Consider the following 14,946-nt stretch of genomic DNA (forward strand, 5'->3'; position numbering starts at 1 on the left):
TTGAGTCCGATGAGCCAGGCGGCACAGAACCTCAACTGGTTGATCACCAACTTCGTGGACAACACCCCAGGTGTGTCCCACACCGTCGTCGTGTCCGCCGACGGTCTCCTTCTGGCGATGTCCGAAGGCTTCCCGCGTGACCGCGCCGACCAGCTGGCGGCCGTCGCGTCCGGACTCACCTCGCTGACGGCCGGGGCCTCCCGGATCTTCGAGGGCGGCAACGTGGCGCAGACGGTCGTCGAGATGGAACGCGGATTTCTCTTCCTGATGTCCATCTCCGACGGCTCGTCCCTCGCGGTGCTGGCCCACCCGGAGTGCGACATCGGCCTCGTCGGCTACGAGATGGCGCTGCTGGTCGACCGCGCGGGCGCGGTACTCACTCCCGATCTGCGTGCCGAACTGCAAGGCAGTCTGCTCCACTGACAGCCTGGATCCAACCCGCCTCACCAAATCACCGTCCGGCCGCCACAAACCCCCCACCGGCCCACGTCAGACGGCTAGCCCGATCGACTTGCTGTCCCGCCCGGAGGAACGATGACCCCGCCCACCGCCTCTCATGATCCGTACGCGGAGCCGTACGGGGACGAGGGCGACCAGCCGCTGGTACGTCCTTACGCGATGACCGGCGGCCGGACCCGGCCGCGCTACCAGCTCGCCATCGAGGCGCTGATCAGCACCACGGCCGACCCGGCAGCGCTCATGGGGCTGCTCCCTGAGCACCAGCGCATCTGCCACCTGTGCCGTGAGGTGAAGTCGGTGGCCGAGGTCTCGGCCCTGCTCGCCATGCCGCTGGGTGTGGCCCGGATCCTGGTGGCCGACCTCGCCGAGGCCGGCCTGGTCGCCATCCACCAGCCGGGCGGCGACGAGAACAACGGCGGCGCTCCGGACGTGACGCTGCTCGAAAGGGTGCTCAGTGGACTTCGCAAGCTCTGACGGAGGCCGGGCCACCACCTCCGCGAAGATCGTGGTGGCGGGCGGCTTCGGCGTCGGCAAGACCACGTTCGTGGGAGCGGTCTCCGAGATCAACCCGCTGCGCACGGAGGCCGTGATGACGTCCGCCTCGGCGGGCATCGACGACCTCACCCACACCGGGGACAAGACCACCACCACGGTGGCCATGGACTTCGGCCGCATCACGCTCGACCAGGACCTGATCCTGTACCTGTTCGGCACGCCCGGCCAGGACCGCTTCTGGTTCATGTGGGACGACCTGGTGCGCGGCGCCATCGGCGCCGTCGTGCTCGTGGACACCCGCCGGCTGGCCGACTGCTTCCCGGCGGTGGACTACTTCGAGAACAGCGGTCTGCCGTTCGTCATCGCCCTCAACGGCTTCGACGGACACCAGCCCTACACGCCTGAAGAGGTGCGCGAGGCGCTCCAGATCGGGCCCGACGCGCCCATCATCACCACCGACGCCCGGCACCGGGCCGACGCGAAGAGTGCGCTGATCACCCTGGTCGAGCACGCGCTCATGGCTCGGCTGCGGTAGCGGCCTGGCGTACCCAAATCTGACGTGATGTACGGCAGTTGCCGTACGGAAACCGGAGCCGGCTGTGGCCTTTGACACGGTCGGCTCCGGTGTTCATAACGTTTCGGCAGAGGAATCCGGTGGTATCGCCACGCGTCGCGGTCGCGCGGTACCGCTGCGCGCACAACGGCCCCGCCTTTTGGCGGGGCTCGCTCTTTATGACCGTTTTATCTGGGGCTTACATCAGCGCACTCCGGCGGTTTCCACTGTTTGGAACTGCGCCGGGCCCCGTGCTGGAATGCCTGAACTGCCTAATAGTCAAAGACGTACTGAGTAGTGGTCTGTGACACACCGGGCTCTGAGAGACTGCGGCACGACGACAGGTGCCCGCCGCCGAGAGGTTGTTGGTCGAGTGAGGCGAAGCAAGAACGGTCCCGAGCCGTCGGCACGGGGCAACTTCACCCCGCCGCCGCGCGCTGCGGCGCCCACCCCTGTGCCAGCCGCGGAACCACCGGCCGCGCCCCCGAAGAGCGGCGGCCGCTTCTCCCCGCGGAACTGGCGCGTGCCGACCAGGCTGAACGCGATCCTGCTCATACCCGTGGTCGTCGGCCTGGTCATGGGCGGTTTCCAGGTAAAGAGCTCCATCGACACCTGGCAGCAGGCCCGCGACGCGGAGAACACCGCCCGCCTGGTCCGCGCCGCCCTGACCTACAGCGACGCCCTCTACAACGAGCGTGACGTCAGCGCGGCCCCGATCCTGCTGGACAAGAACAAGCAGGTCGTCACCGACGCGCGGCAGCGGACCGACAAGGCCGCCGACGCCTTCGACGCGGCCGCGCAGAACATGCCGCAGAAAGCCGGCCTGGAACGCCGTCTGAAACTGTTCCGGGAGGCCGAGCCGCAGCTCACCAACCTCCGCGCCGCGGCGTACACCACCAAGCTCACCGGGGTGAAGACCGAAGAGGGTTACACCCAGATCGCCCACCCGCTGATGGAGTTCGCCAACGAACTCGGTCTGGGCACCGGAAACATCACCTCGTACGGCCGTACCGTCTACGCCATCGCGCTCACCAAGGCGGCGCTGTCGCTGGAGCGCTCGATCGGTATGCACCTGCTGGTGAAGCCGGGACCGGACGCCGGCAACCTGGCCTCCCAGCGGGTCGCCCTCTCCTCGTACGCCTACCTGGAGGGGATCGCCGTCGAGGAGTACGTCGGCGGTGGCACCGAGGCCGACGCGCAGAAGCTGACCGACCTCGAGCAGAAGATCAAGACCGACGGCGCGGCCATGGTCCAGCAGGCCAAGGCCAAGGACCCGAAGTACGTGGCCCCGCCGTCCAGCACCACCACGATGGTCTCGGCGCTGGCGACGCTCCAGGACACCAACCCCCTCACCCGGCAGGCGCTGGCGACCAAGGGGATCACCGCCGAGAACTGGTGGGCGGTGAACACCCTCAAGTACAACGCCTACCGCACGATCGAGTCGGACATGGCCGACAAGGCGGTGAGCGAGGCGTCCGGCATCGCCGACGACGCCAAGACCTCGGCCTTCATCACCGGTGCCGCGGTCGTGGTCGCCCTGCTCGCCGCGTTCATCCTGGCCGGCATGGTGGCACGCCAGATGTCCCGCTCGATGCGCCAGCTGCGCAACGCCGCCTTCGGCATCGCCGAGCAGCGCCTGCCGATGCTGGTCGACCAGCTCTCGCGCACCGACCCCGGCCGGGTCGACACCCGGGTGGCGCCGATCCCGATCACCTCGACGGACGAGATCGGCGAAGTCGCCCGCGCCTTCGACCAGGTCCACCGCGAGGCCGTGCGGCTCGCCGCCGAGCAGGCCCTGCTGCGGGGCAACATCAACGCGATCTTCACCAACCTGTCCCGCCGCAACCAGTCGCTGATCGAGGGCCAGCTGACCCTGATCACCGACCTGGAGAACAACGAGGCGGACCCGGACCAGCTGGAGAACCTGTTCCGGCTGGACCACCTCGCGACCCGTATGCGCCGCAACGGCGAGAACCTCCTGGTCCTCGCCGGCGAGGAGCCCGGCCGACGCTGGGACCAGCCGGTCCCGCTGGTCGACGTGCTGCGCGCCGCCTCCTCCGAGGTGGAGCAGTACGAGCGCATCGAGCTGTCCGGCGTCCCGGAGGCCGAGATCCACGGCCGCGCGGTCACCGACCTCGTGCACCTGCTCGCCGAGCTCCTGGAGAACGCGACCACGTTCTCCTCCCCGCAGACCAAGGTCCGCGTCACCGCGACCCGTCTCCCCGACGGCCGCATCATGATCGAGATCCACGACAAGGGCATCGGTCTCACCGCCGAGGACTTCGCGGACATCAACCACAAGCTGGCCAACCCGCCGACCGTGGACGCCGCGATCTCGCAGCGCATGGGCCTGTTCGTGGTCGGCCGGCTCTCCGACCGGCACGGCATCCGGGTGCAGCTGCGCCCCTCGGGCGAGCAGGCCGGCACCACCTCGCTGGTCATGCTGCCCGACGCGATCACGCACGGCGGTGGCGGCGAACAGTCGCTGGACCGCGACGAGTTCACGGTCTCGCAGATCATCCCGGAGCAGCAGTTCCAGGGTGAGAGCTTCCAGCAGCCGCAGCTCCAGCCGATGCGCACCGCGGCCGAGCTCGGCTTCGACGACAGCCGTTACCCGGAGGTCCCCGACGACATCCGGGACCTCGACCCCGTGGGCCGCTCCCTGATGCGCGAGGAGCGCCGTGCGGCCCTGGAGGCCCAGGCGCAGCCCCCGGGGGCCGCGCAGCTCCCGGGCGCCCCGCAGGAGACCGCCGAGATCCCGGCGTACACCGACGAGTTCGACAGCGGCCGGCAGGGCTACGACACCGGCGGTACGGGCTTCCAGGAGCAGCCCACGGGCTACGACGCGCAGCCGTCGTACCAGGAGCAGTCGCAGGGCACGTACGACGAGCAGTTCTACGCGCAGGGCGGCGGCCTGCCGCAGCAGCAGGACCCGTTCTCGTCCGGGGCGTTCCCCTCGGGCGGCGGCTACCCGGAGCCCGCGTATCCGGAGCCGGTCCAGGAGGAGCCCGCGGCCGCCGAGGCAGCCGCCCCCGAGGCGTTCGGGTCCTTCCGCGAACGGGACTACCAGGACGACTGGCCGCAGCAGGACGGCTACCAGAACGGCTACCCGGCCCAGTACGCTCCCGAAGCGGAATCGGCGCAGGCCGGTGACGTGGACGAGCGGAACCGCGTAGGCTTCGACCGTCCGGGAGCGGCTCCCGCCGCCGGACACCAGCTGACCGACGCCGGACTGCCCCGCCGGGGATCCGTGGGCGGCGGCACGAGCGGTGTGAACGGCACGGGCGGCGCGAACGGCACGAGCCCCGCGCAGCAGGCTCCGGCACCGTCCGCTCAGGCGGCCCCGGCCACGGAGCCGACGGGCGAGAGCAACTGGCGGTCGCAGAACGACGAGCGCTGGCAGCAGGCCTCGGCGCTGCGCAAGCCCAAGGCGGGCGGGGTCACCTCCTCCGGCCTGCCGAGGCGGGTACCCAAGGCCAACCTGGTCGAGGGAGCCGCCGCGAGCACCCCTCAGGGAGGCCCACAGGTCTCCCGCGCCCCGGAGGACGTCCGGGGCCGGCTGAGCAACCTGCGTCGAGGCGTCCAGCGCGGACGCAGCGCAGGCAGTGAAACGAACGGCCAGGGCTTCGGTCCTGACAGCACCTACAACCAGGAGCGTTAGTGTGAGCCCGATGAGCCAGGCGGCACAGAACCTGAACTGGTTGATCACCAACTTCGTGGACAACACCCCGGGGGTGTCCCACACGGTGGTGGTCTCCGCCGACGGACTCCTTCTGGCGATGTCCGAAGGCTTCCCCCGCGACCGCGCCGACCAGCTCGCGGCCGTCGCCTCCGGTCTGACGTCTCTGACGGCAGGCGCCTCCCGGATCTTCGAGGGCGGCAGCGTGAACCAGACGGTTGTGGAGATGGAGCGGGGGTTCCTGTTCATCATGTCCATTTCCGATGGTTCATCGCTTGCGGTCCTGGCCCACCCGGAGGCCGACATCGGCCTGATTGGGTACGAGATGGCCCTTTTGGTGGACCGCGCGGGCACGGTTCTTACCCCGGATCTGCGTGCGGAACTCCAGGGAAGCCTTCTCAACTAATAGTCAGACGGTGCGTTTTGGCGTCTCGGGGCCGTAAGGTTTCGGGACGCGGCTCCACAGGGATGGGTGCCCGGCACGGTCGGAGGAGGAGAGAGAGTGGCAACACCCCCAGGCGGTTCGAATAACGGCAACTGGCCGTACGGTCCTGCGCAGGGCCAGGGCGGCGACGGTTCCGCGAACCGGTACAACTTCCCCTCCACGCCGAGCCACCGGCAGCCGTACGCGCCGCAGGGCCCCGGTCCGTCCCCGTACGACCAGCCGCCGGCGCCCCGCATCCAGCCGGTGCAGCCGCACCGCCGCCCCGACGCGGCGCCGGCCTCCGGCTCGAACAACCCCTTGGTGCGTCCGTACGCCATGACCGGTGGCCGGACCCGCCCGCGGTACCAGCTCGCCATCGAGGCACTGGTGCACACCACCGCGCAGCCGCACCAGATGCAGGGCCAACTGCCCGAGCATCAGCGGATCTGCAACCTCTGCCGGGAGATCAAGTCGGTGGCCGAGGTCTCGGCCCTGCTGTCGATCCCACTCGGCGTGGCCAGGATCCTCGTCGCCGACTTGGCGGAGGCGGGCCTGGTCGCCATCCATCAGCCCGGCGGCGACGAGAGCGCCGGCGGCCAGCCAGACGTGACACTGCTCGAAAGGGTGCTCAGTGGACTTCGCAAGCTCTAGCGGCGGTCCTTCCCGCTCCACCACCTCCGCGAAGATCGTGGTGGCGGGCGGCTTCGGCGTGGGCAAGACCACGTTCGTCGGCGCCGTCTCGGAGATCAATCCGCTGCGCACAGAGGCCGTGATGACGTCCGCGTCTGCCGGCATCGACGACCTCACCCACACCGGGGACAAGACGACCACCACGGTCGCCATGGACTTCGGCCGTATCACCCTGGACCAGGACCTGATCCTGTACCTGTTCGGCACGCCCGGCCAGGACCGCTTCTGGTTCATGTGGGACGACCTGGTGCGCGGCGCCATCGGCGCGATCGTGCTGGTCGACACCCGCCGGCTGGCCGACTGCTTCCCGGCGGTGGACTACTTCGAGAACAGCGGCCTGCCCTTCGTCATCGCCCTCAACGGCTTCGACGGCAACCAGCCGTACAACCCGGAAGAGGTCCGCGAGGCGCTGCAGATCGGTCCGGACACGCCGATCATCACGACGGACGCGAGGCATCGTGCCGATGCGAAGAGCGCCCTGATCACCCTCGTGGAGCACGCGCTGATGGCTCGGCTGCGGTAGTTCCGGCAACCGGACTGCCACGACCGGTCGTTCGCCGACCGCGGGCGGATCGTGGCTCGTCGCGCAGTTCCTCCCCCAGCCTTCGGCCGGGGGCACCCCCAGCGCCCCCTCGGGGGCGCATACCTGGGCCCCTTCCTGCGAAGGGGCCCGAACTTTTTGTCGCGGCCGCGGCCGCGGCACAGGCAACTCTCTTTCCCGCCGCGCCGGTGCTCAGCCCAGACGGCGGTGTTCGGCGGTGCCGGACCGGCCGGCAGGCCCTGGCCCCACGCAGAAGGGCCCCTCTCCAGCAGAGGGGCCCTTCTTGTTCGTGCTGTCGGCTGAGCGGCGCAGCCTAGCCGTGCCAGCTGTGCGGGGCGCGGAAGCCGTTCTCGCGCTCCAGGCGGCGCCAGCCCGCCTTGGCGCGGCCTCGGTGGGTCTGCTCGGTGTCGGCGGTCGGCCGGGCGGCCGCGCGGGCCAGGAGGACCGCCGTGATGGCGGCGACTTCCTCCGGGTCGGCGTTGCCCTTCTCGACGCGGATGTCAGGCACGTTCATGGGTGTCAGTCTCCGTGAGAGAGGTTTCCGCAGGATTACTGCGGGGGGTTGCCGTGCTTACGGGACGGCAGGTCGGCGTGCTTGGTGTGCAGCATCGCCAGCGACCTGGCGAGCACCTCGCGGGTCTCGGCCGGGTCGATGACGTCGTCGACCAGGCCGCGCTCGGCCGCGTAGTAGGGGTGCATGAGCTCGGCCTTGTACTCCTTGACCATCTTCTGCCGCATGGCCTCGGGGTCCTCGGCGGAGGCGATCTGCCGACGGAAGATCACGTTGGCCGCGCCCTCCGCGCCCATCACCGCGATCTCGTTCGTCGGCCAGGCGTACGTCAGGTCGGCACCGATCGACTGGGAGTCCATGACGATGTAGGCACCTCCGTACGCCTTGCGCAGGATCAGGGAGATCCGGGGAACGGTCGCGTTGCAGTAGGCGTAGAGCAGCTTCGCGCCGTGCCGGATGATCCCGCCGTGCTCCTGGTCGACACCGGGGAGGAAGCCCGGTACGTCCAGGAAGGTGACGATCGGAACATTGAAAGCGTCACACATCTGGACGAAGCGCGCAGCTTTTTCGCTCGCCTCGATGTCCAGGACGCCCGCCAGCACCTGCGGTTGGTTGGCGACGATGCCCACCACCTGGCCGTCGATCCGGGCCAGCGCGCAGATGATGTTCCGCGCCCAGCGCTCGTGGACCTCCAGGTACTCGCCGTCGTCGACGATCTCCTCGATGACCTTGGCCATGTCGTACGGCCGGTTGCCGTCCGCGGGTACCAGGTCGAGGAGGACGTCGGAGCGCCGGTCGACCGGGTCCGTGGACTCGGCGCGCGGCGGGTTCTCGCGGTTGTTCTGCGGGAGCAGCGAGAGGAGGTACCGCACCTCGGCGATGCAGGTCTCCTCGTCGTCGTACGCGAAGTGGCAGACGCCGGAGGTCTCCGCGTGGACGTCGGCGCCGCCGAGGCCGTTCTGGGTGATCTCCTCGCCGGTGACCGCCTTGACGACGTCCGGACCGGTGATGAACATCTGTGAGGTCTCGCGGACCATGAAGACGAAGTCGGTGAGGGCGGGGCTGTAGGCCGCGCCGCCCGCGCACGGTCCGAGCATCACGGAGATCTGCGGGATGACACCCGAGGCCTTCGTGTTGCGCTGGAAGATGCCGCCGTAGCCGGCGAGGGCGGAGACGCCCTCCTGGATACGGGCGCCCGCGCCGTCGTTGAGGGAGACCAGGGGGGCGCCGGCCGCGATGGCCATGTCCATGATCTTGTGGATCTTGGTGGCGTGGGCCTCGCCCAGCGCGCCGCCGAAGATCCGGAAGTCATGGGCGTAGACGAAGACCGTACGGCCGTCGACGGTGCCCCAGCCGGTGACGACACCGTCGGTGTAGGGCTTCTTGGCCTCCAGGCCGAACCCGACGGCGCGGTGCCGGCGCAGCTGCTCGACCTCCTGGAAGGAACCCGGGTCGAGGAGCAGCTCGATGCGCTCCCGGGCCGTCAGCTTGCCCTTGGCGTGCTGCGCCTCGGTCGCCTTCTCGCTGGGCCCGGCCACGGCCACCGCACGGATCTCGTGCAGCTCGGCGACCCGCCCGCGCGCGTCCGTCGGTTCGCCGGTGGGCTCGCCCGTCGTCTCTTCCAAAACGGTCATGTAGTGACCTTACGAAGGACACCAAGGAATGCGTGACGTCGACTCCGTACAGTCTCCGGCGCGTTTTCCTGGAAGCACTGAACAGAACCTGACCGGCATGCAGCCGTTCCGACTGTTCAGAGGGCTTCGCCGTTGTAGGGGTGACACAAAGGGGGCGACCGAGAGCCGCCTCACATTCCGGCGCCCTCCATACCACCCGGGGAGTGACAGAGCCCCTCGGACGGCGGTCCGCACCCCACCGTACGGCATCCGTCGCGTTACGTTGCGTGAGGGGTGGGACACGCGATCCGATGATGTTGAAGGTCGCACGGAATAGGTCTACGGTGGGCTTCGTTGAGTTCGTTGAATGTTAAACATCAACGCGACCCGTCCCCCAAGGAGCACCCCCATGAGCATCTTCGGCCGCAAGAACGACGACGCCACCACCACGCCGACCGCCGACCTCGCCGCGCTGACCGGCGACTACACGATCGACCCGGCCCACAGCACGCTCGGGTTCGTGGCCCGTCACGCGATGGTCACCAACGTCAAGGGCAGCTTCCAGGACTTCGAGGGCACGCTGCACCTGGACGGCGAGGACCCCTCGAAGTCCACGGCCTCCCTCGACATCCAGATGGCCAGCATCACCACGGGCAGCCCGGACCGTGACGGCCACCTGAAGTCGGCGGACTTCTTCAAGACGGACGAGTTCCCGACGATGACCTTCCGCTCCACCAAGGCGGAGGCCCTCGGCGACGAGGACTACCGCATCACCGGCGACCTCACGATCCTCGGTGTCACCAAGCCGGTCACCATCGACCTGGAGTTCAACGGCGCGGCCAAGGACCCGTTCGGCAACGAGCGCGTCGGCTTCGAGGGCAAGGCCGAGATCAAGCGCTCCGACTGGGGCGTGACGTGGAACGCGGCGCTGGAGACCGGTGGCGTCCTGGTCTCCGACAAGATCAAGCTGAACTTCGACATCTCCGCGATCAAGAACGCGTGACCTTCCGTGGCGCCCGTCCTCCGCTTCCCGCGGCAGGGCGGGCGCTCCGTCATGTCCGCACCCCGGACGGCAGCCCGGTCCGGGGAACGCTCACCGCGAGGTGGTGTCCGGGCGCTCGGCTCCGTCGAGCAACCCCCGGACGGCGTCGTCGAACCCCGCCGTGTCGGTCAAGCCGAAGGCCACACGCTGGAGCAGGAACCCGTGCAGCAGACCGATCAACACCCGTGCGCCGCTCTCCGGCTCCACGGTGTGGACAGCGCCCGCCGCCTGTCCGCGGCGCAGGGCGGCGGCGATGCTGCGCCGGACCCTTTCGAAGCCCTCCAGCGCGCGGGCGTGCACGCCGTCGTTGCGCAGCAGTTCCGACCAGGTCTGCACGACGCACTGGAGCAGTTCCTCGACCGGCACCTCCTCCCCCGCCGCGTCCGTGACCGTCTCGGCGCTCAGCGCCTGGAGGGAGGCGGCGACCAGGTCGCCCAGGGAAGGGGCGTCAGCCGCCACGGCCACCCGCTCCATCGGCTCGAAGATCAGCCGGAAGGCGTCCGCGGCGATGGCCAGGATGATCTCGTCCTTGCTCGCGAAGTAGCGGTAGGGGGCACCCGCGGAAACACCGGCTGCGGCGGCGATGTCCGGCATCGAGGTCTGGTGGAAGCCGCCCCGCGCGAAACACCGGCGCGCTGCCGCCACGATCCCCGCACGCTTGGCTTCCCGACGCTCGGGCGTGATGCGCGGCATGGCCGCCTCCCTCGAAGTGAATGATCATTCATCTTGACACGGAAGGCTATCGGGCTCATCGTAAAAGTGAAAGGTCATTCACGGAAGCGGGGATCCTGATGAGCGGCGAGCTGACCATCGGCACCTACCGGTACGAGCACACCGAGGCGCTCTTCGACGGCCGCGTGAAGATCGACGGGGTGGACGCCACCCTGGAGACGGAGCCCTTGGTCTCGGACCTCTTCCGGCACATGCTCGAAGGCCGCTACGACATGGCGGAACTCGGCCTGACCTACTTCCTGCGGACCTTCGACCTGGACGACGCGCCGTTCATGGCGCTGCCGATCTTCCCCAACCGCAACTTCCGGCACTCCGCCATCTTCGTGAACACCGAGGCGGGGATCGAGAAGCCGCAGGACCTCGCCGGCAAGACACTCGGCGAGTTCGCGCTCTTCGGACACGACGCCGGCGTCTGGCCCAAGGGCATCCTGTCGGACGAGTTCGGCGTGACCGTCGACCAGTGCCGCTGGGTCATCGGCGGCACCAACCATCCCGTCCCCGCCTTCGACTGGCTCCCGCAGCCGGTGCCGGACGGCGTGCACGTGCGGCACGCCGACGACGGCCAGACCCTCGGCGCCATGTTGGAGTCCGGAGAGATCGACGCGCTCATCTCGGTCGACGTGCCCCAGGCCATGGTGCGGGGATCGGCGAAGATCGCCCGGCTCTTCCCCGACTACGAGAACGTCGAGCGCGACTACTACCGGCGCACCGGGATCTTCCCTCCGATGCACGTCGTCGCGGTCCGCAGGGACCTGGTGCACCGCTGCGAGGATCTGCGCTCGGTCTACCGCGCCTTCGTCCAGGCCAAGGAACTGGCCGGACGCACCTACCTCGAGGGCGCCCTGAAGCAGCACATGAGCCTGGTGACCCCCTGGTTCAGCAGCCTGTTCGAACGCAACCGCAGCCTGCTCGGCGAGGACTGGTGGCCCTACGGCCTGCGCGCGAACCGCAAGGCGGTCGACACCTTCCTGCGCTACCACCACGAACAGGGCCTCTCCCAGCGCCTGCTGACCAGCCGCGACATCTTCGTCCCCGAGTTCCTCGACACCTAGCCGCACCGGGGAGCGGCACCTGTTCTTCGGCTGACGGACGCTCGGGCGCAACCTTCCGCGACCTTGGCGTGTCCACGTACTGTGCTGACACTACGTGGAACATGGCGGACGGCGGCCGCCGCCGCATGCGCGACTGCCCTCCTGGCGTTCGTGACCCCGGCCGCGCACGCCGCCGGAACGACGCTCGTCCTGGACGCCCAGGAGAACTACTACCTCCCCACCACGGGCGAAGGCCCGAACCTGAACCTCGGTATCACCGCCTCGGGCGGGGACGCCCACGGCGTCTCGGTCGCGGTCGACGCGTCGTCCCTCGCCGGGAAGGCGACGATGGTGGTCACGGGGGACTGTGTGAGCACCGGCGCCCTCAAGGTGAGGTGCGACGTGGGCCCGCTGTCGGGCGGGGAGTCGATCGACCCGTTCTTCCTGAAGCCCACCGCGGCCGCCAAGGCCGGCGACACCGGTGCCATCACCTACACCGCCACCGCCTCCGACGCGCCCACCGCGACGGGGAGGACGGACGTCCTGGTCGGCGGCCCGAAGCTCGTCACCCGGCCCTACCCGGCGCTGAAGGGCATCGCCCCCGGCGCCGTCTTCGAGCGCACCCCGGCCTTCGCCGACACCGGCTCCGCCCCCGCCGACAAGGGCGTCATGCTGCTGGTGCAGGACTCCGACGGCGTCTCCCTCGCCCGCGCCCACTCCAACTGCCATTACTCGGACTCGCCCGACGTCGGCGCCTGGTGCCGGTTCGACACCCCGGTCGCGCCCGGCTCGGCCTACGAGACGGACGCGCCGCTGCGCTACACCGCCGCCGCGGACACCATGTACGGATACAACACCTACGTGGTGTGGCCGGTCGGCGGCACCGCGCCGGACTCCTTCCACCCGTCCGACTTCCCCAAGACCGGCACCGGCGCGCCGCTCGGCCTGAAGTCCGTCGCCGCCGGCTCCGGCTTCACCGGCTCCGGGTACGGCACCTTCGCCACCACCCAGCACGCCGACTACCAGGCGCTCGGTGCCACGGTGAAGGGCAAGGTAGGCGAGACGGTGAGCATCACCGTGGGCGTGCGGAACACCGGGCCGGGCCGGATGGACTTCCGCTGGACGGACGCCGGCAACTCCGGCACCTTCGTGGTGACCCCGCCCGCCGGCACCACCATCACCGGCGCCCCCGACCCCGGCGAGCAGGGCGACCCCGGGCCGCTGTGGAACTGCACACCGCGCAAGGCCGGCGCGAAGAGCTACACCTGCGCCATCGGCAGCACGGACTTCCGTCCTGGCGCCTCCGTGACCCAGGAGTTCAGGGTGCGGATCGACCGGATCGTCCCCGGCGCACAGGGCAGCGTGCGGGCGGTGGCGAATCCCGACTACCCCAACCGTGACGACGACGCGGCGAACGACACCGCGGCGATCACGGTGCAGGCCACCGGCTCGGCGACGTCCAGCCCGTCACCCAGCGCCCCCGCGTCCCCGTCGGCCACGGCCACCGCGGGCCCGTCCGGCTCCGGGACGGGAACCGGGAGCGGGACGACGGCCGGCGGCGGGCTCGCCGCCACGGGCGCGGACGGGGTCCTGCTGCGAGCGGGCACCGCCGTCCTGCTGGTGGCGGGCGGCACGCTGGTGTTCCTGACGGCACGCAGGTCGCGGCCACGCAGCGGCCGCTGACGCCGGGACCGGCATGACGTCACCTCGCCAACCGCACGTCGGCACGTGCGTTCAGCGACCGCTTCATCCACAACACGGGAGGCCAGGCCTGGCACCACCAGGGAGACAGCGGGTCAGAAGCCTCCGCCGAAGTCCCCGCTGTCCCCTCCCCCGCCGCCCCCGAAGTCCCCGCCCCCGCCGAAGGAGCCGAAGTCCCCCGGGTCGAAGTCCGCGCCGGACACGTCGCCGCCCTGGTAGCCCCCGGTGTCGAAGCCGCCGAAGTCGCCGTACCCGGTGCCGTAGTCGGCCGCGTAGGCGGGCGCGGACATCCAGCCGCCCAGGGCGGTGCCGAGGAGGAGGCCGGGCAGGATGCCGCCGCCGAAGTAGCCGCCCGCCCAGGGACCGTAGGCCGGGCCCGCGTCCCAGTAGGGGCGGCGGCCGTAGTCGGTGTCGACCTCGCGGACCGCGGGGTCGCGGCCGTCGGCCAGCCGGGTGGCGTCGGCCGCGCAGACCGGGACCTCGCGGGGCGCGCCGCCGGGCGGGGTCCAGGTGGCGTCCGTGACAGAGGGGCCGTGCCGGGGGTCGAAGAAGCACGGCGGGCGGCGCTCCGGGAGCGGGGTTCCGGTGCGGCGGGCGGCCAGCTGGGCGAGCGAGAACCGGCCGTCCTCCAGGGCCTCGGTGACCGCGCGGACGTCCTCCGGCCGCCGGGCGTCGGCCATCGCCGACTTCGCCCGGTCGTAGGCGTTCAGCGCGCGTTCGTAGTCCGCGCGCATCGCGTCGTCCGCGCCGGACTCGGCCGGGTGGAAGTCGAGCCGGTCCAGTTCCTCGCCGAACGCGGTGATGTCCTCGTCCACGACCACCCGGAGCCGGTCCAGCGCGGCCCGCCGCTCCTGCTCGTGGCGTCGGCGGTTGCGGCGGACCAGCGCGTACGCGCCCGCCCCGCCGGCCACCACCACGGCGCCGAGCGCGATCAGCGCCGTACTGGAGACGCCCGAGCCGCCCGTGCCGGAGCCGCCCCAGCTCGCGGGGGCCTTGCCGCCCATGTGGGTCAGGGCGCGGTCGGTGAAGTCGGTCAGCTGGGCCTTGGCGCTCTCGCCCTGGACGCTGGTGACCAGGTTCCGCACGGCCGTCCTGGGCAGGACCGAGGAGTCGGCGCGGGCGTCGAAGCGGTCGCCGAGGCGGACGGCGTAGAGGCCGGTGATGCCGGTCGCGGTGCGCAGGTCGGTGAAGAGGTCCTTGGTGGGGTAACCGGCGGGCAGGACGGCGACGAACAGCGGTTTGTCCGCGTCCTTGATCTGCCGGGCCAGCGCCTCCGCGTCGGCCGTGGAGAGCTGGGCGGCGGCTGCCGGGTCGACGTACACCGGGTTCTTGCGCAAGGCGTCGGCCACCGCCGAGACACCGGTGGCCGCACTCGCCCGTGGGGCGGGCGCGGCCAGGGCGACCAGCGCCAGGGCAAGCGCCAGGAACAACAGCCCCGGGAGGCTTCGAGTGGTCCGTCGCACCGCGTTCATGCT

General features: G+C 70.3%; 14 protein-coding genes. 10 read left to right on the plus strand and 4 right to left on the minus strand.

Going from position 1 to position 14,946, the window contains the following annotated elements; translation table 11 throughout:
* Nucleotides 1-9: 9 nt before the first annotated feature.
* The 7 genes from ACZ3KP_RS06780 (at nt 10) to ACZ3KP_RS06810 (ending at nt 6,823) form a co-directional block, all read left to right on the plus strand.
* Nucleotides 10-423: a roadblock/LC7 domain-containing protein gene (locus ACZ3KP_RS06780; protein WP_030382516.1), complete on the plus strand. Its 414-nt coding sequence runs from the start codon at nt 10-12 to the stop codon at nt 421-423.
* A 111-nt stretch (nt 424-534) separates the two neighbouring features.
* Nucleotides 535-933 (plus strand): DUF742 domain-containing protein, encoded by a 399-nt coding sequence (locus ACZ3KP_RS06785; protein ID WP_019058642.1) that lies wholly within the window; start codon nt 535-537, stop codon nt 931-933.
* Nucleotides 914-1,489, plus strand: a complete 576-nt coding sequence (locus ACZ3KP_RS06790) for a GTP-binding protein (protein WP_046729249.1) — start codon at nt 914-916, stop codon at nt 1,487-1,489. Before ACZ3KP_RS06785 ends, ACZ3KP_RS06790 begins: the two co-directional genes overlap by 20 nt.
* A gap of 391 nt (nt 1,490-1,880) precedes the next feature.
* Complete coding sequence (locus ACZ3KP_RS06795) at nt 1,881-5,168, plus strand: sensor histidine kinase (RefSeq protein WP_467497017.1); 3,288 nt, start codon at nt 1,881-1,883, stop codon at nt 5,166-5,168.
* A gap of 10 nt (nt 5,169-5,178) precedes the next feature.
* A complete protein-coding gene (locus ACZ3KP_RS06800) occupies nt 5,179-5,592 on the plus strand; it encodes a roadblock/LC7 domain-containing protein (RefSeq protein WP_004983065.1) in 414 nt (137 codons plus the stop codon).
* Between the two features lie 96 nt (nt 5,593-5,688).
* Nucleotides 5,689-6,261 carry a DUF742 domain-containing protein gene (locus tag ACZ3KP_RS06805; RefSeq protein ID WP_360561648.1) on the plus strand — a complete coding sequence of 191 codons (573 nt, stop codon included), beginning with the start codon at nt 5,689-5,691 and terminating at the stop codon, nt 6,259-6,261.
* Nucleotides 6,242-6,823, plus strand: coding sequence for a GTP-binding protein (locus ACZ3KP_RS06810; protein WP_046729246.1), 582 nt, complete (start codon nt 6,242-6,244; stop codon nt 6,821-6,823). The genes ACZ3KP_RS06805 and ACZ3KP_RS06810 overlap by 20 nt, the downstream gene beginning before the upstream one ends.
* Nucleotides 6,824-7,154: 331 nt before the next feature.
* Here the strand turns inward: ACZ3KP_RS06810 and ACZ3KP_RS06815 are convergent, their stop codons facing one another.
* Both ACZ3KP_RS06815 and ACZ3KP_RS06820 read right to left on the minus strand, forming a co-directional pair.
* Entirely contained in the window at nt 7,155-7,355 is a 201-nt protein-coding gene (locus ACZ3KP_RS06815) for an acyl-CoA carboxylase subunit epsilon (protein ID WP_046729245.1), read from the minus strand.
* A 35-nt stretch (nt 7,356-7,390) separates the two neighbouring features.
* Entirely contained in the window at nt 7,391-8,986 is a 1,596-nt protein-coding gene (locus tag ACZ3KP_RS06820) for an acyl-CoA carboxylase subunit beta (RefSeq protein ID WP_358974938.1), read from the minus strand.
* Nucleotides 8,987-9,374: 388 nt separating this feature from the next.
* Here ACZ3KP_RS06820 and ACZ3KP_RS06825 point away from each other — a divergent pair, with 388 nt between their 5' ends.
* Nucleotides 9,375-9,968, plus strand: coding sequence for a YceI family protein (locus ACZ3KP_RS06825; protein WP_358974935.1), 594 nt, complete (start codon nt 9,375-9,377; stop codon nt 9,966-9,968).
* A 90-nt stretch (nt 9,969-10,058) separates the two neighbouring features.
* Here the strand turns inward: ACZ3KP_RS06825 and ACZ3KP_RS06830 are convergent, their stop codons facing one another.
* Nucleotides 10,059-10,700: a TetR/AcrR family transcriptional regulator gene (locus tag ACZ3KP_RS06830; RefSeq protein ID WP_467497022.1), complete on the minus strand. Its 642-nt coding sequence runs from the start codon at nt 10,698-10,700 to the stop codon at nt 10,059-10,061.
* Between the two features lie 98 nt (nt 10,701-10,798).
* On the opposite strand from ACZ3KP_RS06830, the gene ACZ3KP_RS06835 reads away from it, so the two are divergent.
* Nucleotides 10,799-11,791 carry a substrate-binding domain-containing protein gene (locus ACZ3KP_RS06835; protein WP_467497024.1) on the plus strand — a complete coding sequence of 331 codons (993 nt, stop codon included), beginning with the start codon at nt 10,799-10,801 and terminating at the stop codon, nt 11,789-11,791.
* 150 nt (nt 11,792-11,941) lie between these two features.
* Entirely contained in the window at nt 11,942-13,453 is a 1,512-nt protein-coding gene (locus tag ACZ3KP_RS06840) for a hypothetical protein (protein ID WP_467497026.1), read from the plus strand.
* Between the two features lie 113 nt (nt 13,454-13,566).
* Here ACZ3KP_RS06840 and ACZ3KP_RS06845 read toward each other — a convergent pair whose 3' ends face one another.
* On the minus strand, nt 13,567-14,943 hold the full coding sequence (locus ACZ3KP_RS06845; RefSeq protein ID WP_467497028.1) for a hypothetical protein: 1,377 nt from the start codon (nt 14,941-14,943) through the stop codon (nt 13,567-13,569).
* Between the last annotated feature and the right edge of the window lie 3 nt (nt 14,944-14,946).

This window comes from Streptomyces sp. NPDC020958, assembly GCF_055562175.1.